General features: G+C 43.7%; 15 protein-coding genes and 3 tRNA genes. 9 read left to right on the forward strand and 9 right to left on the reverse strand.

All coding sequences use genetic code 11. From position 1 onward, the window contains the following. Positions 1-21 precede the first annotated feature (21 nt). Positions 22-411, reverse strand: coding sequence for an AbrB family transcriptional regulator (locus tag AAFP14_RS09115; RefSeq protein ID WP_096832251.1), 390 nt, complete (start codon positions 409-411; stop codon positions 22-24). Between the two features lie 264 nt (positions 412-675). Between AAFP14_RS09115 and AAFP14_RS09120 the strand changes: the two genes are divergently transcribed. The 4 genes from AAFP14_RS09120 to pyrR all read left to right on the forward strand — a co-directional run bounded on the left by AAFP14_RS09120 (position 676) and on the right by pyrR (position 3313). Continuing rightward, positions 676-1119, forward strand: a complete 444-nt coding sequence (locus AAFP14_RS09120) for an Rrf2 family transcriptional regulator (RefSeq protein WP_341731956.1) — start codon at positions 676-678, stop codon at positions 1117-1119. Positions 1120-1234: 115 nt separating this feature from the next. Next, a complete protein-coding gene (locus AAFP14_RS09125; protein ID WP_341731957.1) occupies positions 1235-1630 on the forward strand; it encodes a GFA family protein in 396 nt (131 codons plus the stop codon). 22 nt (positions 1631-1652) lie between these two features. Then, a complete protein-coding gene (cbiB, locus tag AAFP14_RS09130; RefSeq protein WP_341731958.1) occupies positions 1653-2738 on the forward strand; it encodes an adenosylcobinamide-phosphate synthase CbiB in 1086 nt (361 codons plus the stop codon). A 41-nt stretch (positions 2739-2779) separates the two neighbouring features. After that, the gene (gene pyrR, locus AAFP14_RS09135; RefSeq protein WP_341731959.1) at positions 2780-3313 is read left to right on the forward strand and encodes a bifunctional pyr operon transcriptional regulator/uracil phosphoribosyltransferase PyrR; all 534 of its coding nucleotides are present in this window, start codon (positions 2780-2782) and stop codon (positions 3311-3313) included. A 142-nt stretch (positions 3314-3455) separates the two neighbouring features. Here the strand turns inward: pyrR and AAFP14_RS09140 are convergent. Then, positions 3456-3528: transfer RNA gene (locus AAFP14_RS09140), tRNA-Ile, on the reverse strand. A 181-nt stretch (positions 3529-3709) separates the two neighbouring features. Here AAFP14_RS09140 and AAFP14_RS09145 point away from each other — a divergent pair. Both AAFP14_RS09145 and AAFP14_RS09150 read left to right on the forward strand, forming a co-directional pair. Beyond that, positions 3710-4402, forward strand: a complete 693-nt coding sequence (locus AAFP14_RS09145; RefSeq protein WP_341731960.1) for a hypothetical protein — start codon at positions 3710-3712, stop codon at positions 4400-4402. Positions 4403-4594: 192 nt separating this feature from the next. Further along, entirely contained in the window at positions 4595-6058 is a 1464-nt protein-coding gene (locus tag AAFP14_RS09150) for a hemolysin family protein (protein ID WP_341731961.1), read from the forward strand. Here AAFP14_RS09150 and AAFP14_RS09155 read toward each other — a convergent pair. The 3 genes from AAFP14_RS09155 to AAFP14_RS09165 form a co-directional block, all read right to left on the reverse strand. Then, positions 6051-6365, reverse strand: a complete 315-nt coding sequence (locus AAFP14_RS09155) for a hypothetical protein (RefSeq protein WP_341731962.1) — start codon at positions 6363-6365, stop codon at positions 6051-6053. The genes AAFP14_RS09150 and AAFP14_RS09155 overlap by 8 nt on opposite strands. A gap of 77 nt (positions 6366-6442) precedes the next feature. After that, positions 6443-7117 (reverse strand): 7-cyano-7-deazaguanine synthase QueC, encoded by a 675-nt coding sequence (gene queC, locus AAFP14_RS09160; protein ID WP_341731963.1) that lies wholly within the window; start codon positions 7115-7117, stop codon positions 6443-6445. Between the two features lie 154 nt (positions 7118-7271). Then, positions 7272-8606 (reverse strand): cytosine deaminase, encoded by a 1335-nt coding sequence (locus AAFP14_RS09165; RefSeq protein ID WP_341731964.1) that lies wholly within the window; start codon positions 8604-8606, stop codon positions 7272-7274. A 332-nt stretch (positions 8607-8938) separates the two neighbouring features. Between AAFP14_RS09165 and AAFP14_RS09170 the strand changes: the two genes are divergently transcribed. The 3 genes from AAFP14_RS09170 (at position 8939) to AAFP14_RS09180 (ending at position 12591) form a co-directional block, all read left to right on the forward strand. Continuing rightward, positions 8939-10186, forward strand: coding sequence for a GTP cyclohydrolase II (locus AAFP14_RS09170; protein WP_341731965.1), 1248 nt, complete (start codon positions 8939-8941; stop codon positions 10184-10186). A 78-nt stretch (positions 10187-10264) separates the two neighbouring features. Then, the gene (locus AAFP14_RS09175) at positions 10265-11347 is read left to right on the forward strand and encodes an adenylate/guanylate cyclase domain-containing protein (RefSeq protein ID WP_341731966.1); all 1083 of its coding nucleotides are present in this window, start codon (positions 10265-10267) and stop codon (positions 11345-11347) included. After that, entirely contained in the window at positions 11344-12591 is a 1248-nt protein-coding gene (locus AAFP14_RS09180; protein WP_341731967.1) for a URC4/urg3 family protein, read from the forward strand. Before AAFP14_RS09175 ends, AAFP14_RS09180 begins: the two co-directional genes overlap by 4 nt. A 119-nt stretch (positions 12592-12710) precedes the next feature. Here the strand turns inward: AAFP14_RS09180 and AAFP14_RS09185 are convergent. The 4 genes from AAFP14_RS09185 to AAFP14_RS09200 form a co-directional block, all read right to left on the reverse strand. Further along, a tRNA-Thr gene (locus AAFP14_RS09185) sits at positions 12711-12782 on the reverse strand. 64 nt (positions 12783-12846) lie between these two features. Beyond that, positions 12847-12931, reverse strand: a tRNA-Tyr gene (locus tag AAFP14_RS09190). Between the two features lie 167 nt (positions 12932-13098). Further along, a complete protein-coding gene (locus AAFP14_RS09195) occupies positions 13099-14919 on the reverse strand; it encodes an ABC transporter ATP-binding protein (RefSeq protein WP_341731968.1) in 1821 nt (606 codons plus the stop codon). Positions 14920-15171: 252 nt separating this feature from the next. Further along, positions 15172-20688 carry a trifunctional serine/threonine-protein kinase/ATP-binding protein/sensor histidine kinase gene (locus AAFP14_RS09200; RefSeq protein ID WP_341731969.1) on the reverse strand — a complete coding sequence of 1839 codons (5517 nt, stop codon included), beginning with the start codon at positions 20686-20688 and terminating at the stop codon, positions 15172-15174. Between the last annotated feature and the right edge of the window lie 366 nt (positions 20689-21054).

Genomic DNA, 21054 nt, shown 5'->3' on the forward strand with positions numbered 1-21054 from the left:
GTCAAATCAAAAAGTAAGTGCTTAAGCTACTTCTTCTTCTTGATCGATTTGGCGCAGGTGAATGTGTTTCCGTCCCAAAGAGATTTCAAATTCATCTCCTGGCTGGAGTTCCATCTGTTTGGTGTAAGCTGCTCCAATCAGTAAGTTCCCGTTAGATTGAACGCTAATCCGATAGCTAGCCGAGCGTCCGCCTCGTCCGTTGCCGTTTTGCTTACCATCTAGCTGAATGCCCTCTGCATCAATCAGAGCATTCAAGAATTTCATCATGTTGACCCGTTCTACTCCATTTTTGGTAACGGTGTAGTAGCCACAGGCTCTCGCTTTTTCTTCTTTGGTAAGGTTCTCTAGGTCTTTAACCTTTTTGATCAGACCTTCGCCTTCTAGGGGTTCGATACTTTTCTTTTTAACCATCTACTGAGTCCTGAAATATTCAACTGGTGTACGGTTTTTTTCTCGGTTGATTTTTGATTTGGCCAAGAAAGTTTAGCTTTATAGCTGGTCGTAAAACCATATTACACCGATTGGCTCGATTGTTAACCACTATTATCTAAATATTTTTAACAATGTGCAGTCTTTCTTGAGGAGTAGCTGTCGATTGCGAGCAATCTCTAAACTCTGTAGCATAAGCTATCAGCTATCAGCTAGCTGAATATATGCCCCACATCTTAAAATCCGATGAAGTTAACTGCACGCGGACACTACAGTGTCAAAGCTCTACTGGATCTAAGTTTGCAACCTGGGTTCGGGCCGACATCGGTAAAATCGATAGCTAAACGACAGGAGTTACCCGCTCCCTATCTCGAAAAATTGCTAATTGAAATGCGACGAGCCGGTTTAGTGCAATCAGTTCGGGGTTCACAAGGAGGCTACAAATTAGCCCGCCAACCCGCTCAAATCTCTCTTGGACAAATCTTAGAGGCTGTAGGGGAAACTATTGAACCTTTACGTCGCCATTCTCCTGATGCTTGCCTTCCAGAGGACTGGGTAACATTCAGTTTGTGGAACCAACTGCACAAAAAACTGGTGCTGGCGCTGTACAGTATTTCTCTGGAAGACTTATACTATGATGCCCGAAGTTGGCAAGCTGCTCTTGGTGAAGAAACTAGCTTTATCATTTAGATGGTAAGGCATCAGGAATCATGACAATTCAATAAAATCAATGGTTTGGGCAATTAAAAACGCCCTAACTACCAAGAATGTTAAGATCCATTCCAAAATAAGATTGCCAGTAAATATGGATCTCACACTTGTTATCTACGAAGGTGGCTGTCATTGCGGCGCTGTCCGCTTCCGAGTCGCGGTGGAAAAACACGAAGCTGTTGATTGCAACTGTTCTATCTGTCACAAGAAGGGATTTTTGCACCTAATTGTACCACCAGAACATTTTACGTTGCTAAGCGGCGAAGATGTTTTGACAACCTATACGTTTAATACGGGCATTGCCAAACATAATTTTTGCCGGATTTGTGGTATTCATGCGTTTTATCGCCCCCGATCGCATCCCGATCAATTTGATGTCAATGTCCGCTGTCTCGACTCCGATGCAGTTACTCAATTTCGGATCGTACCCTTTGATGGTGCTAATTGGGAGCAGAACGTGCACCTACTGCGGGACGAAAACAATCTGTGAACTTAAAACTGTCTATATATAAATGATGCCCGATGAATTGTCTGTTTTGATTTTAGCTGCTGTATTAGATTACTCCATCGGCGATCCTTGGGGTTGGCCACATCCTGTACAGGCGATGGGTTGGGCCATTGAGCGCTATACTCGACTGGTCTTTAATATCTGGAATAATCCCCCAGCTACAAAACCGAACTTGGGCGATAGTCCCCCAAGCGATCGCCCTAAACTGTTGCTTCGCGCTGCGGGTACAATACTAGCGATCGGGTTGATTGTAGGCAGTTATACTGTCAGTTGGTTGATGGTGCAAGCTGCTAGTTGGGTGCATCCTCTTTTGGGCATTGCTTTACAGACCATTTTACTCGCAAGCTGTTTTGCAGGTAGGAGTTTGAGGGCTGCTGCCGAGGATGTACTGGCACCTCTAAATCTAGGAGATTTACTCAAGGCGCGAGAACGGTTGAGTCTTTATGTCGGTCGGGATACTGAAAACTTATCCGAGCCAGAAATTCTGCGAGCATTGTTAGAAACTGTAACAGAGAATGCCGTGGATGGGGTGAGTGCTCCCCTATTTTATGCCTTAGTTGGGTTCGCTCTCCCACATCTATATCTATTATTAAGTGTGAGGGATTTGCCGATCGCGGATTACTCCATGTCAATGAGCGCCATTGTCCCCTTGGCGATCGCTTATAAAGCAGCCAGTACATTAGATTCTACAGTGGGCTACAAAGAAGCACCCTACACAGATTTAGGATGGTTTAGTGCCAAACTCGAAGATGTCCTGACTTGGCTTCCTTGCAGATTAACAGTGATGACATTAGCTGCGATATCAGGAAAACCTCTGTACATTTGGAGGATTTGTCAAAGAGATGCGGTAAAAGATGCCAGTCCCAATTCCGGTTGGAGCGAATGCGCCTACGCCGCCATCTTGGGAGTGCAACTAGGAGGTACAAATTCCTATCGGGGAGTTGTTAAACACAAACCCCTGTTAGGGGAACCCAATCAACCTATCACAGTGCACCATATTCACCAAGCATTGCAATTAACTCGGTATTGCTTTCTGATTTGGTTGGGATTATCATTGCTCTTTTATGCTCGCTTCGTTTTTGTCCGCTAACTGTCGATCGACCCACAGCCAAAAATTAGCAACAGCCACCAATGACTAAAATTATTGAAATTTTATCGCCGGATGAAGTGCGACGCACTCTTACCCGCATCGCTTCCCAGATAGTGGAAAAATCGGGACACCCAGGAGAATTAGTCTTGTTAGGTATTCATACTAGAGGAGTACCTTTAGCTCAAATTCTGGCGGCTCAAATTGAAGTCCTCGAACAAGTCAAAGTATCCGTAGGTGCTCTGGATATTACGTTTTACCGAGATGATTTGGATCGAGTGGCGATGCGGACACCAGCCAAAACCGAAATTCCCTTCGATTTGACAGGCAAAACTGTTGTATTGATAGATGACGTTATATATAAAGGTAGAACTATTCGAGCAGCTTTGAATGCAGTAAATGATTATGGCAGACCGGAGAAAATTTGGCTAGCAGTGTTAGTCGATCGCGGACACCGAGAAGTACCGATTCAGCCGGATTTCACGGGTAAGAAGTTGCCCACCGCCAAGGAAGAACAAGTTAAAGTCTACGTTCAAGAAATTGATGGGCGCGACGGAGTGGAGTTAATTAAAGGTTGATATGCCGATCGACCCGTTGCTGAGCGCCAACAGACACACAGTGATAGGAGACCACAGAAACCCAGTTTCTCAGACCCCTAGTCTAACGGAAACGGTAACTCTCGCCCAAACCTGAGTGAGCGAAGTCGAAGTATTGTCAAAATCGGCAGTGCAGGAGTTGAACCTGCCTGAGGCGAATTATGAGTTCGCTGCCTAAACCGCTCGGCCAACTGCCGTTAGATCGCTTGGTGCGATCGAACTTAAAATGAATTATAACATAATTTCCCAGTCCGTGCTAAAACTAGAGAACAAAAATCACAATCTTCGATCTGCAACGCCCGATCGCCATCAGCCCGAAGTTGAAGTCGATCGGTCAAACAAAGCAGTTTCTAAGACTTGGCATAGAACTTACAGGTAATGGTACTGAATTCGACGGTAGTGCTGACTCTGATTCTACTGACTATGATGTTGGGAGCTGGTGTGACGAGTTCTGTTTTCGGATTTACTTTAGGTCGGGAAGCGTTGAAAGGAACTACTCAACCAGACGTTCGCCCCAGCAATAATGCAGGTGGCAAACAGGGAACACCAGCTAGCAAAGACCAAGTGAGCATTTTGAAAGAAAAAGACATTCTCAAAACCGTCAAAGCACGGATTGAAGGTCGCGATCCTGAGAAAGTAGCGGGTCAAGGGAATACCAAAACAGACAAGGCTAGCTCTAAAACAGCTACAGCCAAAAAACCAGCCACTGAGAAAAATCCCAGCACCAAGTTTCCCCTCAACAGTCGCGACGGGGGAATCACCCTAGAAGTGAGTGCAGCCAATCAGCGAGGTAACTCCATGCTGCTAGACGTGAGCATGAAGAACGAAGGCTCCCAATCTGTCAAGTTTTTATACAGTTTCTTGAGCGTCACGAATAACCAAGGCCAGCCCCTAAGTGCGACGGCCGAGGATTTGCCTGGGGAACTGCCCCCCAACGGGCAGGTGTTTTACGGCACGATTAGTATTCCCACAACTTTACTGGAAAATAGTAAAGAAATTTCGCTGACGCTGACAGATTATCCAGCTCAAAAACTTCAGTTGCAAATAGCGGGCATTCCAGTGCCGAAGTGAATTAACTTACAGCGCCGGGAAGTCCCCTGCTATACCTGTTAGTCCAGGTAAGCGGTGAGTAGTTCAATATTGGGAAAATATTTGCAGATGCTTGCCCCTGTTGTGTTCGTGTTAGGGGGATTGTCAACAATTTTAGCTTGCTATGGAGGATCTGTATCACTCCCACAGGCCTGGGTCAGGAGAGTGTAGGAGATGGCTGAGTTGCCTGCTATGACTTGGACAGAGGTGCTGTCACGGTTGCTATCAGTGCTGCTGCTGATAGCGATCAATGCTTTTTTTGTGGCGGCTGAGTTTTCGATGGTGACGGTACGTCGTTCGCGGATTAATCAGTTAGTTGAGGCGGGGGATGTTCCGGCTCTGACGGTTCAATCTTTGATCCAAAGTATTGAGCGATTGCTCTCAACTATGCAGTTGGGAATCACTCTTTCTAGTTTAGCTCTCGGCTGGATTGGGGAAGATACGATCGCCGTGCTGATCCGAGCTTCCATCCACTTTTTGCCACTGCCAACTTATATCAAGGAATCGATCGCCCATTCTTTTAGCATATCCATAGTCACTTTTTTTCTGCTGGCTTATCTACAAATCGTACTCGGCGAACTGGTGCCGAAATCTGTAGCCTTACTTTATTCCGAACAATTAGCAAGAGGCCTAGGCACTCCCAGTTTACAGATTGCTCGTTTATTCAATCCCTTTGTTTCCTTGCTCAATAAATCGACTCGATCGCTCTTGCAGCTTGCGGGTATTGAATACGATGTCACCCATCGGCCAGTGACTCCCCAAGAACTACAATTAATTATCGCTACTTCCACAGAATCCAGCGGCTTACAAGCAGAAGAACGAGAATTGCTCAACAACGTATTTGAGTTTGGGGAAGTGTGGGTACAAGAAGTGATGGTGCCAAGGCCAAGTATTGTCGCGCTTCCCAAGACTGCTACTTTTCAAACATTGCTCTCAGAAATTGCGATTTCCAACCATTCTAGGTATCCGATCACAGGAGATTCCTTCGATGATATTATCGGGGTGATAGACTTCAAACAACTTGCTAAACCGCTAGCCGAAGGTTTGTTATCACCAGACACGCCTATTCTAACGTGGATGCGTCCGGTGAGGTTTGTGCCGGAGATGATGCTGTTGGGAGAATTGCTACCTTTGATGCAGGGTTCCTCGGAAGAAATTGCGATCGTAGTCGATGAATTTGGGGGCATTTCCGGGTTAGTGACGCTGCGGGATTTGATTGCGGAAATTATCGGCCGCAGTTACGAATCGCAAGATAGTAAAGAAATAGCTTTGCAAGTATTGAACGATCGCACTTTTTTGGTGCAAGCGCAGTTAAATGTAGATGATGTGAATCAAATATTGAATTTGGATTTGCCTGTAACTGACGAATATCAAACCATTGGAGGTTTTTTGAGCTATCAGTTGCAAAGAATGCCGGCGGTGGGGGAAGTGTGGCGCAGCGAAAATGTGGAACTGGCGGTGGTTTCTGTGTGCGGGCCGCGGTTAGATCAAATTCAAATTCAGTTGTTGTCAGGGGTGGCGGGCGATCGCACTTTCAGCGAAGTTGGACAGACGAATGGGGAAATTGTGGGAAAAGGGCGCAAGAATAGCGCGTTAAAAGGTGTGGCGAAAGCTCATAGTTCAGAATCTTTTAGTTAATGCCTATATAATCTACTCGCTCGAAGTCGCTGCGTACTAAATTATCTAACGTCGGGCCTTTGGGGCGCAAATTAACGCGATCGCCAGCCTTCACATTTTCGTAATGTACAAAGGGAATATAGATATCTTGCTCCTCCATAAAAGCGTAAGTAAAGCGAAAGGCACTGTCAATGTCTTCAGCTTTAACCTCACGAAAGTCAGAGAGGAATAGGAGATCCATTTCTTCCTCAAAGTACAGCATCTCTGCAAATGCACCTCCGTCGCAAAGGACAATATAAAGAATCAGTTGAACTTTTAACTCAAGCAATTAATCTCAATATCTGCGGGCGGCAGCGAAGAGACTCGAAACAACCCGGTTTCTGACTACCCGCGCGCCAGCCATATTTAAGCGTAAGAAACCGGATCTTGCAACCCCAATTCTTCAAAAGCGGCCAACCGCAACCGACAAGAATCGCAAACCCCACAGGCATTTTCCCCGCCTGCATAGCAAGACCAAGTTTGGTCCCAAGGCACTCCTAATTTGTTACCCAATTCAATAATTTCGGTTTTTTTAAGTTCAATCAAAGGTGTTATAATCTTAATAACTTCTCCTTCCCTTCCCTGCTTGGTTCCTAACCGAAATACTTCCTGCATGGCTTGGATATAATCGAGGCGACAGTCGGGATAGCCGGAATAATCTAAAGCGTTGACACCGATATAAATTCGCTGAGCTCCTAGGGTTTCGGCGTAGGCTAGGGCAAAACTGAGAAAAATGGTATTTCTAGCTGGAACGTAGGTACTGGGGATGTTTTGAGACATTTCTCCCAAAGTGCGGTCGATCGGCAAATCCATCTGATTATCCGTCAGCGCCGAACCTCCCCACAATGTGAGGTCAAAGTTGACTATCTGATGTGCTTTAACACCAGCCGAAAGTGCGATCGCTCTTGCTGAATCTAACTCCCGCCGGTGTCTTTGCTGGTAGTCAAAGGAAATCGCGTAACATTCGCAGCCGTCGGCTTTGGCTTGATACAAAACTGTTGAGGAATCCAGCCCTCCCGACAATAAAATAACTGCTTTCATTTAAAATCACCTCCATTAAATTAGCTTTTATATTTATATCAAATTAGTTGTGAATTGACAAGATTACAGCGATGGATTTTAACGAACCGCGAAGACGCGAAGGAAGAGAAGGAAAGAGAAATAGTTGACAGTTGATGTGAGGATTGTTATAAGTTTAAGTTGCTAGCAAGTCGTCTAGTTCGCGGTAGTCTGGCAAGGTTGTATCTATTTTAATGCCTTGTCTCAACACTGTGCGATCGCGCTGGGACCTAGATAATAATTCGCTGTAGTTCCTGGCTTTAAACAAAATCAAATCTGCTGGTAAACCTACTGCTATTTTCCCCAATTTAGGCAATCCCATTAAATCTGCCGGAGTCTTGGTCACTGCACGGGGCCAATCTCCATAGGGTCTATCTAAGTGAGCGATTCTGACTGCCATATTGAAGACTTCTAAAACATCGTGGTCGCCAAATCCATAAAAGGGGTCGCGACAGTTGTCGCTAGCAAAAGCAACGGGAATTCCTGCTGTTTTGAGTTCGTGCACCAGCGTCACTCCCCGCCAGCGCGGTGTCCGCTGGGCTTGTCTGTCTTGGAGATAAAGATTGCACATTGGTAAGCTGACAATGCCAATATTGGCTTCCTTGACTAAGGTGATAGTTTCTGTTACTAATTCTGGGGGTTGGACGGCTAAACTACAGCAGTGTCCGCAGATGATTTTACCTGGGAATTGATGGCGGATGGCTGTTTTGGCTACTTGTCGCAATGTTACTGATTCTGGATCGTCATTTTCATCGGTGTGGAAATCGAGGTTTAAGCCTCGTTCTTTAGCCAGGGCAAAAACTCGATCTAGTTGTTGGTCTAGGTCTGGATTTATATAGGCAACACCGCCTAAAATACCGCCTATTTCTGCCATTTTATCGGCTAATTTTTCGCCTGCTGGTGTTAGTAAATATTCCAGGGACACTAGGGAAACTGCTTGCAAAATTAGCCGATCGCCCCATTGTGTCCGCAACTCTTCAAATGCTGCTAAGCTAAAGTTTCCCTGTTCGCCTCCGCTGTCGATGTGGGTGCGGATGGCTTTGGTGCCGTGGGCGTAGCTGCACTTAATCCCGAACTCCATCCGCCGATAAATGTCTTCTGGGTTCCAGTTTTTTTGAGTGTCAGCGCCCACTGTCAAGATTGCTTTGGCAAATGTACCATCGGGATTGGGTGCTCTTTCCCAAATATGACCTTTGTCTAAATGGGTGTGTAGATCCACGAAGCAAGGCCAAACTAGCCCTCCTCGACAATCTACCACTGGGATATCTGCAACTTCTGATAAAGGTTGCTTACCGGAATGGGTAATTTTGGCGATCGCCCCGGCGCCAATTTCCACATCCACTACACACAAACCCTCGCCAGTCTCTCTGACTGCGACTGGATCTGACTTGAGTGCGATCGATGGAATCTCCAACAGAGACATCGGCACGCAAGCATTTTTTAGCAAATAATTAGATGTACTTGGCAACATTCAATCTATGAGTTAATATTTATGGATAATTTAGTGCTATCATTTGTAACTATAGCAACTATTTCAGGAGTTGTAAACCTCTATAATTCCCCAACTTATCTGTTTGTTAATTTTTCCGTCTCCTCTGTATTTTGCTGTATTTTCCTGCCTAAAAATCAGCCAAAAGTCAGATAAAATTACTAGATAAACTAGGGTAGAGTATGTACCTTGATTATTGGCAGTTTAGCCCCGATCGCTGAATCACAAATGAAAAATCTTTAATTTTTGAGAAAATTTCCCTAGTCAATCGATTTTAGATTTTAGCAGCATCCATAACTAGAGCCAGAAAAACTGTGTCAACACCCAAGGATATATTTTTAAGTTCTCACCCCAAGATATCTCCCAGAAAACCTCTTCCTATTTATTGGGGAGAAATCGATCCGCTGAAACGAGGCCCCGTGATTGCTAGTCTCAGCAAATCCTCTCACCGCAATGCGATCGGCACTCACTCCGGTTCCTACTCTGTCTATCGGGCGCTAGCTGTAGCCAAGGGGACACTCCAAGCAAATCACCGCCCCGATTTTACTAACACGTCTCCCGCCGCCGACATCGGACCTCACCCCAGTTGGGGTGATGCTAACTTGATTGTTTCTCTCGATCCTTTTGGCGCTTTGGTTAGCGAAATTTACACCTCGTTTTATCAGCAGGGATACGATATTCGACCGACAATTGCAGTGACAAAAGCTCACATTAATCTGCCCGAACTTCAAGAAGCTATTGCCCAAAATCGGGTACTAATTGATGGCAAAATTGTCAAAGCTGGCGGAAATTTAGCAGTAACCAAAATCGCGATCGATCCAGTTTGGTATTTGCCTGGAATTGCTCATCGGATTGGTGTGGAAGAAAGAGTTCTCCGTCGCGTGCTGTTTCAGCAAACAGGGGGAATGTTTTCCGACTTAGTGAAGCGACCAGAATTGCAGGTTTTTTTGCCGCCGATTGGGGGAACTACAGTTTATATTATTGGGGATGTAGCTCATATTTCTGACCCACAGAAGCAGTTGGCGGTACGAGTACATGACGAGTGTAATGGTTCAGATGTTTTTGGTTCTGATATTTGTACTTGTCGTCCTTATTTGGTACACGGAATTGAGATGTGCATCCAAACAGCACAAGCAGGGGGATCGGGGGTAATTCTTTACTTTCGCAAGGAGGGCAGAGCTTTGGGTGAAGTAACTAAGTTTTTGGTGTACAATGCGAGGAAAAGGCAGACTGGAGGCGATCGCCCAGATGAGTATTTTACTCGCACTGAATGTGTTGCTGGAGTTCAAGATATGCGCTTTCAAGAACTAATGCCAGATGTGTTGCACTGGTTGGGAATTTCTCGGATTGACCGTTTAGTTTCGATGAGCGATCTCAAATACAATGCAATTGTCAATTCTGGCATTCAAGTAGTCGATCGCATCCCCATTCCCGAAGATCGGATTCCCGCAGATGCACAAGTCGAAATCATCGCTAAAAAAGCTGCTGGCTACTACACTCCATCGGGAGTACCCGATGCTACAATCCTCGCAGAAACTAAAGGACGAGATTTGGAAGATTGATGTGAGCTCGATCGCGATTCATCGCATCTTGGTCAAATCAAACTCATTGCTATTTTTTTTGAGCGCTCAAGGCAGGTTATGGCTAATTTACGTTCTACTGTGATAGTAAAAACAGATATTTGCGGATATACCGTCAGAGTAAAAAAATTATCTCAGTCGGAATTAAGTAGCTTGTTGAACGAACACAAAACTTTTATTTTAGATATTAGCACCAGAAATGAAGGCAGTTTGATTAAAGGAGAAGGTGATTCATTTTGGCTGATTTTTCCGAGTGTGACAGCCGCAGCTATGGCCGCCATAGAAATGCAGCAACAATTGAGAGCACAACAATCTAGCAAATCCAATGACGAACGATTGGCGATTCGCGTCTCAATTACTTTAGGAGATGTTTTACACCAAGATAAAGATATCTTTGGTGATACAGTAAATTTAACAGCTCGCATAGAATCTGTTACTCCCCAGGATGAAATATATTTATCCCAAGCAGCTTGGTTAGCCCTCAATAAAGCAGAAGTGCAAACATCCTTCGTCAATGAATTTTCTTTGAAAGGAATGAGCGAACCTGAAAGAGTCTACAAAGTTGACCAAAGTCATAAGACGAGAATTGTAGAAAATCAAGCCATCATCAAAGCTGATTTGAGAGGTTTTATTGCCTATCAAGAATCTAATTCTATCAAAGATGTAGAATATTTACTCACCAATTTTGATGCCTTTGAAAAAACAATTTGCGAAGAATATGGTGGCACAATTCGCAGTATAGTTGGCGATTCACACCTGCTCACTTTCCCGGAATCTCACTCGGCCCTGGCTGCTATGGAAAGTTTGTGTAAAAATTGGAAAATCTTTATCGATTCCCATCAAATACCTTGTGGGTTGTCGGTGGGAGTTGCTAAGGGAAATTTGTATATATTTCGGTCTTGTACCTACGGTAAAGATATTAACATAGCTGACAGACTGGAAGATTTAAGCAAAATAGTCTCTCCGAAATATGATAAAAATTCGGTGATAGTTTCTGAAAGAATCAAACGGGAAGTGAGCGGTTCTAAGTGGGAATATCAATTGATTAAAATCGATAAAAATGTTATATTAGATAATATTTTAGATTATAGTCAGTTTGATTTTTTTAAAGAAAATGATGTTTACCGTTTCCTAGTTATATGAACTTGAATAGTAGAGAGTTAGAAACCGTGGAATATCTGAGGACACCTGCTGCTATTCGCCACAAGTGCGATCGGCTGTTTAATTTAGCCTCCGAAGATAAACTCCGCCATTTCCGCATCGATTTAACCAAACTCGACCAAGCCGCCAATTATGTGATGGAGACAACTAGGGAACAGTATCCCGATTTCCAGATACCCTTTCACAGTCGCTGGCGGCATTTTGAAGTGGGAAACCAGCCCCGACTCGCTCAATTAGATCTAGCAATAGCAAAATTTACACTCCTGGAAAAGACTCAAATCAAATTTGACTTAGCAATTATCAGTGTGTTGCTTGATGCCGGTGCTGGTGCAGATTGGCACTATTGCGAAGCCGAAACAGGACAGATTTACCGCCGCTCCGAAGGCTTAGCCGTCGCCACTTTTCGGATGTTTTGTCAAGGTCTTTTTTCCAGCAATCCCGATTTTCCGTGGCAAGCTGATGCTCTAGGACTTTCTGAATTAACCTTAGAAACCTTAGCGACGGGATTTCAAGTAAGTCAAGAAAATCCGCTAGTTGGTTTAGGGGGTAGATTAGAATTGTTGCAGCGTTTGGGAAAGGCGATTTGCCAACATCCATTATTGTTTGGCTCAGAAAACCCGCGCCCTGGCAATTTGGCCGCATACTTGCTGGATACTCATTCTTGTGGATTCAAAACTATCAATGCCCAGGAAGTTTTGAGCGCTGTTTTGACAGGATTTGGGGAAATTTGGCCTGGGAGATATGTAATTGGAGGTGTGAATTTAGGCGATGTTTGGCCACATCCGGCTCTGTTGGGAGAATATCAGCACTCTGAATTTGTGCCGTTTCACAAACTTTCTCAGTGGTTAACTTATTCCCTGTTGGAACCGCTACAAGAGCTTGGTTTAGAAGTCGTGGAATTAGATGAGTTAACGGGATTGTCTGAGTATCGCAACGGCGGTTTTTGTTTGGATATTGGGCTATTGCAGGCAAAAGATTTAGGGATTTTTGCCGAGAGTTATTTACCGGGTTCGGAGGTGATAGTAGAATGGCGATCGCTCACGGTGCATCTGTTAGATAAAATTGCCGCAGCTATTCGAGAAAAGCTGGATTTGAATGCGACTGAATTGCCACTGGTGAAAATTTTGCAAGGAGGAACTTGGGGCGCGGGGCGGAAAATCGCCGGAGAATTGAGGGCTGGTGGAGTGCCGCCAATTCAGATAACCAGTGACGGGACAGTGTTTTGAATCGAAAAAATCCGATCGACTCCACTTGCACTCCTACAGTATGGTTGAGATAAAACCATTAGCACCAAAGTGGAGCCGGAAAAGTATTTTCTGGCTATCCTGAAACCCTTGACGCAGTAAGCCCGTAACGAGATTTGAACTCGTGACTTCCTCCTTACCAAGGAGGTACTCTACCACTGAGTTATACGGGCATAAACAATTAAAAATATCAAATTAAAAATTTTAACTTTTAAATTTTAACTTTTAATTAAAAAGTGGTGGGCCGAGCTAGATTTGAACTAGCGTAGGCGTAGCCAGCGGATTTACAGTCCGCCCCCATTAACCGCTCGGGCATCGACCCATTTGCACCACAGTTAAATACCTTATCACTATTTTCTGGGTTTGCAACAACATATTTAAAATATTAATCAAATACGTGGAATATATAAGTAAAAAACGGGGTATAGGACACCGTAGCTCCGGGATCGGGAATTGGGAAATTTCAATCCCAAACCCAAAATCCTTTGACTAATCAAGCAACTGGCCGGTTTCTTGCAGGGAGTGCAGCCTCCGGTAAACCCCTTGTTGCTTCAACAGTTCGTTGTGGCTGCCAACTTCGACGATTCTACCGCGATCGAGTACGACGATCGCATCGGCTTCACGAATGGTACTGAGTCGGTGGGCAATAATGATGGTAGTGCGCGTACCCAGGATATTTCGCATGGCTATCTGGATCGATCGCTCGCTTTCATAATCCAAACTCGAAGTAGCCTCATCGAAAATTAACACATCCGGCTCCACTAACAGCGCCCTAGCAATACCCAATCGCTGTCGCTGACCACCGGACAAGCGCATTCCTCGCTCCCCAACCACGGTATAGTAACCGTGGGGCAACAACTGTACAAAATCGTCTACTTTGGCGATGCGACAAGCATCCTCAACTTGCTCGAAAGTGGCACTTCTGTTTCCGTAAGTCAGATTTTCGAGCAAAGTACCGTTAAAAACGTCTACTTCTTGGTGAACAATGGCTAAACGCTGGCGGTAACGAGTCACATCTAAGCTGCGAATGTCTTCCCCATCGATCAGAATCCGCCCGGAGTTGGGTTCAAAATAGCGAAACAGCAGTTTCACTAAAGTCGATTTCCCCGAACCGGATCGCCCTACTAATGCTATGGTTTGACGGGGATGAATCAATAAATTCACATCCTGCAACACAGGTTTTTCACTGTCGTAACCGAATGTCAAACCGCTAAGCTCAACCTTACCAGTAAATTTATAAGGTGGCTGTGCGGCTCTAGCATTTTCTGCTAAATTAATCGCATCTACACCCTCTGACGTTTCCATAAACTCATGGAACCGGATCATGGAAGCATAGCGGCGGGCAAATACTTCGGCGATAATGCTAATCGGCCGTAGTTGGGAATAGGCCATGCTTGCCAAAGTGTAGATGGTAACAAAATATCCGATGGAAATTTTGCCTCCCACCGTGGCTGCGAGGCTAAAACCGAGAACAGAAAACAAACACAACTGGACAAATGTCTGCTGGTATGTCCCCAGGGTGACGTATCCTTTGTGAATGCGGTGGATCACTACTTTTAATTCGCGATCGAGTCTGGTGGTTTGCCTTTTTAGTTCCTCTGTTTCTGTCGCAAAAGCTTTGACTGTTTTGATGTTGGTGATAATTTCCGAGTTGCGACTTTCGGTATCTTCGATGTATTCATCCAGAATTTCTTCCCGCTTAGTAACCTCTTGCAAACCTTTGAGGGTGAAACCGAGGATCAAGAGGAAGGAAAGCAAAATTAATAAGCCAATTCGCCACTCCATTAACCAGATGACTGCAAAAATGCCAATTAAGCGGACGACTTCGGGGATGAATTCCCCAGCAATTTCTGGGTAGGTCCAGGTGTAGTTAGCGACGCCTTTGGCGATGCGACTGGAAATCCGTCCGGCGTTGTTTTCGTCGTAGAATTCTAGGGGTAAGGTGAGGATTTTGCCGATCGCATTTCTCATTTGATCGCGCCTAGCTGTCAATGGTATTACCCAGTGGAACCAATTTCCTACCCAAGGTTCGATCGGTGATTTTACTACACTTACCACAAAAATTAACCCCAGCAAGACGGCCAGTGATAATGTTTGGTTGACTGGTTGCTGGGTAACAGAGGCGATCGCGGAGATCAGTTTTTGGGTAACATTGTCTGTAGGTTTACCCGACAATACGTTTAATGTTTGACCGATCGCGTAGGGCGCAAGCAAATCGGCTAGTGCCAACAGGCTGGATGCGCCTATGCTCAAAACTGAAATTTTCCAGTAGTGGCTGTAGTATTTTAAGATGTCCCGAAAGCTGGCCATAAATTTTTGTTGAGATAGAACCCTTGCAAACACTTAAATCTGAAACTGTACTCTGTAGGCAGCTAAGTTACAAGTGTACTACACAAGTGAGCGATCGGGCATCCCTGTTCGCCGAATGCTAGAGACTCACCCGATCGAGTGACTTATGGCAATTTTCGGTTTTAAGTCAAATTAAGTCATCTGTCAAAATGCTCAAATCCCCAACTTTCCAGTGCCAGCAGGGAGTATAAAGTGTGTTCTGGGCTATGTTTTTTACATCACCTGCCGTGGGGCGATGGGAATTTCAATAATAAACTCACTCCCCTCTCCCGGCGCAGAAACACAAGTCAATTTCCCACCATGAGAACTCACCACAATCGAGTGACAAATAGACAATCCCAAACCCGTACCAGAACCCACCGGTTTAGTCGTAAAAAACGGGTCAAAAATCTTGTGCAGCACCTCCCTTGTCATCCCAGGACCCGTATCCCGGATTCTAATTATCGCCGAACTCCGGTCCGTCACCTCCGTGGCGATCGTAATAGCAGGCTTTTGTTGATAATTTTCCGGGCTATCTCTTACCAACAACAGCGCATCGATCGCATTAGTCAAGATATTCATAAACACCTGATTCAACTGCGACGCATAACAAGTAATTAGCGGCAAATTCCCGTAATTTCTAATCACCTCAATCCCCAAACGCCCGCCCTCCTTTCTCAGACGAGGCTGCAACAGCATCACCGTACTGTCAATCCCTTGATGAATATCAACCGACTTCATTTCCGCTTCATCTAGGCGCGAAAAATTCCGCAAACTCAACACAATATCGCGAATTCTTTCAGCTCCCACCTTCATAGAATCCAGCAACTTTTGCAAATCTTCGATCAAAAATTCCAGTTCAATAGTTTCAATCTCATCGATAATTTCATCGCTAGGGTCTGGATAGTGCTGCTGGTAAAGCTCAATCAATTTCAGCAAATCTTGGACATATTCGCCCGCTGGTGTCAGATTTCCATAGATAAAACTTACAGGATTATTAATTTCGTGAGCTACACCCGCCACCATTTGTCCCAGACTAGACATTTTTTCGGTTTGAATCAATTGAGCTTGAGTGAGTTTTAACTCCCGCAAAGTTTGTTCTAAACTCTCATTTTTTTCATTTAACTCCTGCGTCCGCTCTTGCACTTTCTGTTCCACAGAATTGTAAAGCAGAGCATTTTCTAAAGAAATAGCAACTTGGGAAGAAAGCAACCTTAAAACTTCCAATCTGTGAGGAGTAAAAGCACCGATAGTCAAATTATTTTCCAGATAAAGAATGCCGAGCAGTTTCCCTCGATTCACAATGGGAGTACACAAAATAGATTGGAGTTGGTGCTGGGCGACGTAGGGATCTGCCGTAAATAGTCCCTCCGCTGCCGCATTGCTCAACACCAAGTCTGAGCGAGTCCTTTCCACATAATTAATCACCGTCACAGGTAAATCCTGACATTCCTCAAGAGGCGTAAATGGGAACATCGTAACATCTTCGGCAAATACTGAAGCTTTCGCTAAAATTAACAGTTTTCCCTCTCTAACTAAAATCAGAAAACCTAATTGAGCACCAGCATTTTCCAGGGAAATTCTCATCAAAGAAGCCAGCAACTTATCCAGGACAATTTCGCTAGAAATTGCCAGAGATGCCTTCATTACCGTTGCTAAATCCAGCGCCCTCGCATCGCTACCAGTAGAAGTATGAATAGTTGTGGTAGTTTGGTTGAGGGCAAAATTGCCGTTGAGAGGTGTCATTTCCCGCAACTGGGGATATTTTTGTTCTAAATCATCTACTTTTCGCGCGGCACCCCAGCGTTGGTAACAGGAATGAGCATCCCGTAAGTGAATTTTAGCATATTGATATTTGCCTTTATTTAACCAATATTTGGCGGCTAGTTCATTAGCCAAGGCTTCATTTTGGACAAACTCATTGTCTTGAGCTAAAGTGATGGCGAAGTCGTACAATTCTACAGCTTCTGAGTCTTTTTTGGAAATTCTGGCTATTTCTGCTTGCACTAAAACGTGCTTGTGAAGAAAATTTTCTGGACAGTTGTCTGCCCAAATTTTCATCTCTCTTTGATTCTTTTCTAATTTTTCTAAATACAGCGTTTGATCTGATTTAGAAACATTGGGATAGACAGCGATTAGCACTAACGAAAAGTAAAAATTCCATTCGGTTGCGGGTATAGCTCCTGTAATAAAGGAAAGCTGCTTTTCTACTTCCAAAGCTAATTGTAATGCTTCCTTGTAGTTACCATACAAGTATAATACCTGACATTTCCGAATTTGATACAAGCACAACGAGTACAAATTTTGATGGGCTTGACAATTGTATACATACTCAAGTTCGGTAATTTCTTCGTTCTCAAAAACCAGTTTGTCCGTAGTGAGTTTGCTGAGGTTTCGGAGGATTAACTCAACTCCTAATAATGTATCCGTTACCAGTTGATTTTTGGTTTTTTGGCTGAATTGCAAATATCCTTTGGTATCTGCGAGCACTTGGGCAATATCTCTGCCTTGAAAGAAATAATTCGCGATGCGGTTAGACAGAATATAACCTGCATATTCTAAATCCCCCGATTCTAAGGCCGCTTGATATCCTTCATTACTAATTGCGTAAGCTTCTTTAATATGATTGAACCAGTAATGAAAAATACTGACCAGAGATGAACAAGCTCGACATTTTAGACCCAAATTCCCAGATTTTTCGCTCAAATTCAGGGACAGCATGGCAAATTGATAGGCGGTTTTATAATCTCCTGAAACCGCATTTAAAAACATACCATAACCTGCGTAACAAAGAGATGCTTCGGGAACTAAACCGTATTTGAGAGACAGATTTAGTCCTTTTAATACGCTGACTTTCCACAAATCTGGATTGTTTAGGTAGGCGGATGTTAGTAAATTTGTGATTAATTTAACGGCAACTTTTTTTTCTGGGATAGTCATTTCTGGGGCGTCAATCAATGAAGCAATTTCGCGATCGCCCAAAATGCTCTTGGCTGCCTCAAATTCTTCAGAAATCACGGTTTGCAGCCCATCTAGGGGTAAATCGATACCCAGCAAGTTCAAGGCTTTGATGCCCGCTTTGACTGCATCCTCGTACTTGGCGCGCAGGGTGTACTGTACGATCAGTAGGTTGTAAATTTCTACTTTCTCTAAAGGCGATCGGGCTTTTTTTAAAGTTATATTGATAAACCCTTCGGATTTTTCAAAATAACCGTTTAAATACTCAACATTTGCTCGTTCCATATGCAAAGCAAAGGCTAAGTCATAGTGGGAATCCCAAATATCCTCCGTCAAGCCGTCCATACCTGCGGTTAAATACTGCAAAGCTGAAACATAAGCTGTGGCATCTTTCGCTCGCCTCGCCGCGTCTAAATTCAACGTCGCCAGTTCAATTAATTCTTTATCTTCCCCGATTAAAGTTCGAGCCACATTCAAGTGATCGACCAACTCAAAGATTCTGTCAGCCCGATATTCAGTAGGAGTATTTTCTAATATTTGCCTACCTATTTTCAGGTGAACAGCTTTTTTTTCCGAATCATCAATTAAAGCATAGGCTGCTTGTTGTACCCGGTCATGTAAAAATTTATAATTGAGAATTAACAGCGGAAACATTACATAATCTAAGGACTTACTTTCCAACTCCGAACTTGGCAAAATCAATCCCGACTTAATCGCTGGTAACAACTGGGAAAAAGTTTCTGAAGCTTCTTTTTCATTAATTAAAGACAGGGTGTTTAAGTCAAATTCATTACCCAAACAAGCTACTAAACGCAAAACTTGCTGAGTGGAACTAGGCAGTTTTCTTAACTTTTGCACCATCAAATCTACCACATTATCAGTGATAGCGCACTGCTCTATTTGATTTATGTCCCAATGCCAGCCGCCTTTATTTCCCGACAGAGGCGGATGAAAAACCAGCAAGTCTTCTTGATATAATGTATGTAAAAATTGATTTACAAAAAAAGGATTGCCATCAGTTTTGCTGACAACAAGCTCAGCTAACGGTTTGACAGATTCTCGATCGCTATGCAAAGTCTCTGCAATCAAATGAGTTATATTGTCCACTCCCAGTGGCAATAAAGCAATCTGATTGACAATTGCTTCTTGATTTCGCAGCGTCTCCACAGTCATCATTAAAGGATGAGTGGGACTGACTTCATTATCGCGATAAGCCCCAATTAAAAACAGATATTGCGTAGCCTCATCTGTCATCATCAATTCGATCAACTTGAGAGTTGCCGAATCAGCCCACTGCAAATCGTCCAGAAAAATTACCAGAGGATGTTCTGGCTGACAAAATACGCGAATAAAATTTTGAAAAACCAGATTAAAGCGATTTAGAGACTCCGTTGGCCCTAATTCAACTACAGGAGACTGAGGTCCCACAATCAGTTCTACTTCGGGAATGACATCAATAATAATTTGCCCATTTTGGCCGAAAGCGCTACGAAGTTTTTCCCGCCATACTGCTAACTGCGTTTCACTTTCAGTTAAAAGCTGTCGCACCAGTTCTGAAAAAGCGATCACAACCGCCGAGTAAGGAATCGTCCTTTTGTACTGGTCAAACTTACCCCAGATAAAATATCCCTGTCTGCAAGTAATCGGTTTTTCTAAAATTTTCACCATGGCGGATTTGCCAATACCGGAATAACCAGCAATTAGCATCATCTCGCTGCGAGATTTATGATATTCTCTTCTTGTTAGCAATAATTGGGAAGTTTCTGCCGTGGATTTTATATCTTTATTAATCACAGCAATTTGAGAGTGTTCGGTGCGACGGTTAGAACGATAATTTGTGGCTGCTACCCGTTCAAATGCTGCTAAAAGAGTTTCTACTTCTCGCTGTCTGCCGTATAGTTTTTGAGGAATTTTAAATTTATCGGAAATATCTTGACTACCAAGAGTAAACTCAGAAATCAACCCGGATGTCTGCAACTGAAACAGACAAGATTCCAAATCTGCTTTCAGTCCCCAGGCGCTTTGATAGCGTTCATCAGCGGTTTTGGCTAACAATTTCATCACAATATCTGAAACAGCTTGAGGAATTTCCGGTGCAATTTCCTTAAGAGGTACTGGCTGTTTAGCGATATGACAATGAACCAACTCCATGGGATCTGCTGTGTTAAAAGGGAGTTGTCCTGCCAGAATTTCATAGAAGGTGACACCCAAGGAATAGAAGTCGGTGCGATAATCTATTACCCGGTTCATTCTACCGGTTTGTTCCGGCGACATATAGGCTAAAGTACCTTCTAAAAAATTAGGGTCTTTATTGGGAATGTTATCGAATTCGCTGGCCGTGGAAATACTAAAATCTATTAGTTTGACTTTACCTGTAGCTGAGTTAAAAACAATATTACCAGGGTTAATATCTTTGTGAATTACATTTTTAGCGTGAATTTCTCCCAAGGTTTCAGCAATTTTGATGGCCGTAGTTAAAAATCCTAAAGTTGTGAATTTTTGGGAAGCCATGAAGATTCTCAAAGATTCGCCGCCAAAATCTTCTAAAATCATTGCCAAACTATTTCTCACAGATAGCAACTTGTGGACTGTTACCACTCCGTCTAACTTTAAGCTGGCAGTAATTTGATATTCGCGCCGATATCTATTCAGCTCTTCTGGAGTCGGATAGTCTTCTTTGATAAGTTTTATAATAACAGGCTGATTGTTCTGCTCATCCCGGCCGCGGTAAACCAGGGATGTGCTGCTTTCATAAATGAGAGCGAGAACTGCAACGCCGGGAATTGCCATCATAGTTGGGTTCTCTGAAATTAGGTGTGCTAAGTTAATATTACTCTCCATTATCACTCAAGAGCTGTTTTTTGGGATGCGTGGGCAAGTGGGCCTTGACAGCAAACCACTACCGGTAGCCTCCCACCGTAAGGATTTTGGCATCCACAGGAGTCAGCCATAGAGAGTTCATAGTATTTTAGATTAAAGAATGAAATTATTGCTGTATACTCGCTGCATAATCATTCTGGACTTCCCCGCCCCAACCGGATTTTTCAGGAATTTGTATGATTAATCACAAGACTTGCAGTTTTTGCGTCAGTATGGAAGAAATTTTCAAATAAATGCGTATTTTACTATATTAATAGTATTTCTAGTAGGCTTTAAAAA

Source organism: Microcoleus sp. EPA2 (assembly GCA_020882975.1).
Classification (GTDB): domain Bacteria; phylum Cyanobacteriota; class Cyanobacteriia; order Cyanobacteriales; family Microcoleaceae; genus Microcoleus.

Bases quoted from the DNA above. Each gene is read 5' to 3' on its own strand.
- cbiB (WP_341731958.1), top strand. From the start codon at position 1,653: ATGATGCCCGATGAATTGTCTGTTTTGATTTTAGCTGCTGTATTAGAT.
- AAFP14_RS09120 (WP_341731956.1), top strand. From the start codon at position 676: ATGAAGTTAACTGCACGCGGACACTACAGTGTCAAAGCTCTACTGGAT.
- AAFP14_RS09145 (WP_341731960.1), top strand. From the start codon at position 3,710: ATGGTACTGAATTCGACGGTAGTGCTGACTCTGATTCTACTGACTATG.
- AAFP14_RS09200 (WP_341731969.1), bottom strand. From the start codon at position 20,688: ATGATGGCAATTCCCGGCGTTGCAGTTCTCGCTCTCATTTATGAAAGC.
- AAFP14_RS09150 (WP_341731961.1), top strand. From the start codon at position 4,595: ATGGCTGAGTTGCCTGCTATGACTTGGACAGAGGTGCTGTCACGGTTG.
- AAFP14_RS09180 (WP_341731967.1), top strand. From the start codon at position 11,344: ATGAACTTGAATAGTAGAGAGTTAGAAACCGTGGAATATCTGAGGACA.
- AAFP14_RS09175 (WP_341731966.1), top strand. From the start codon at position 10,265: ATGGCTAATTTACGTTCTACTGTGATAGTAAAAACAGATATTTGCGGA.
- pyrR (WP_341731959.1), top strand. From the start codon at position 2,780: ATGACTAAAATTATTGAAATTTTATCGCCGGATGAAGTGCGACGCACT.
- AAFP14_RS09125 (WP_341731957.1), top strand. From the start codon at position 1,235: ATGGATCTCACACTTGTTATCTACGAAGGTGGCTGTCATTGCGGCGCT.
- queC (WP_341731963.1), bottom strand. From the start codon at position 7,117: ATGAAAGCAGTTATTTTATTGTCGGGAGGGCTGGATTCCTCAACAGTT.
- AAFP14_RS09165 (WP_341731964.1), bottom strand. From the start codon at position 8,606: ATGTTGCCAAGTACATCTAATTATTTGCTAAAAAATGCTTGCGTGCCG.
- AAFP14_RS09195 (WP_341731968.1), bottom strand. From the start codon at position 14,919: ATGGCCAGCTTTCGGGACATCTTAAAATACTACAGCCACTACTGGAAA.
- AAFP14_RS09115 (WP_096832251.1), bottom strand. From the start codon at position 411: ATGGTTAAAAAGAAAAGTATCGAACCCCTAGAAGGCGAAGGTCTGATC.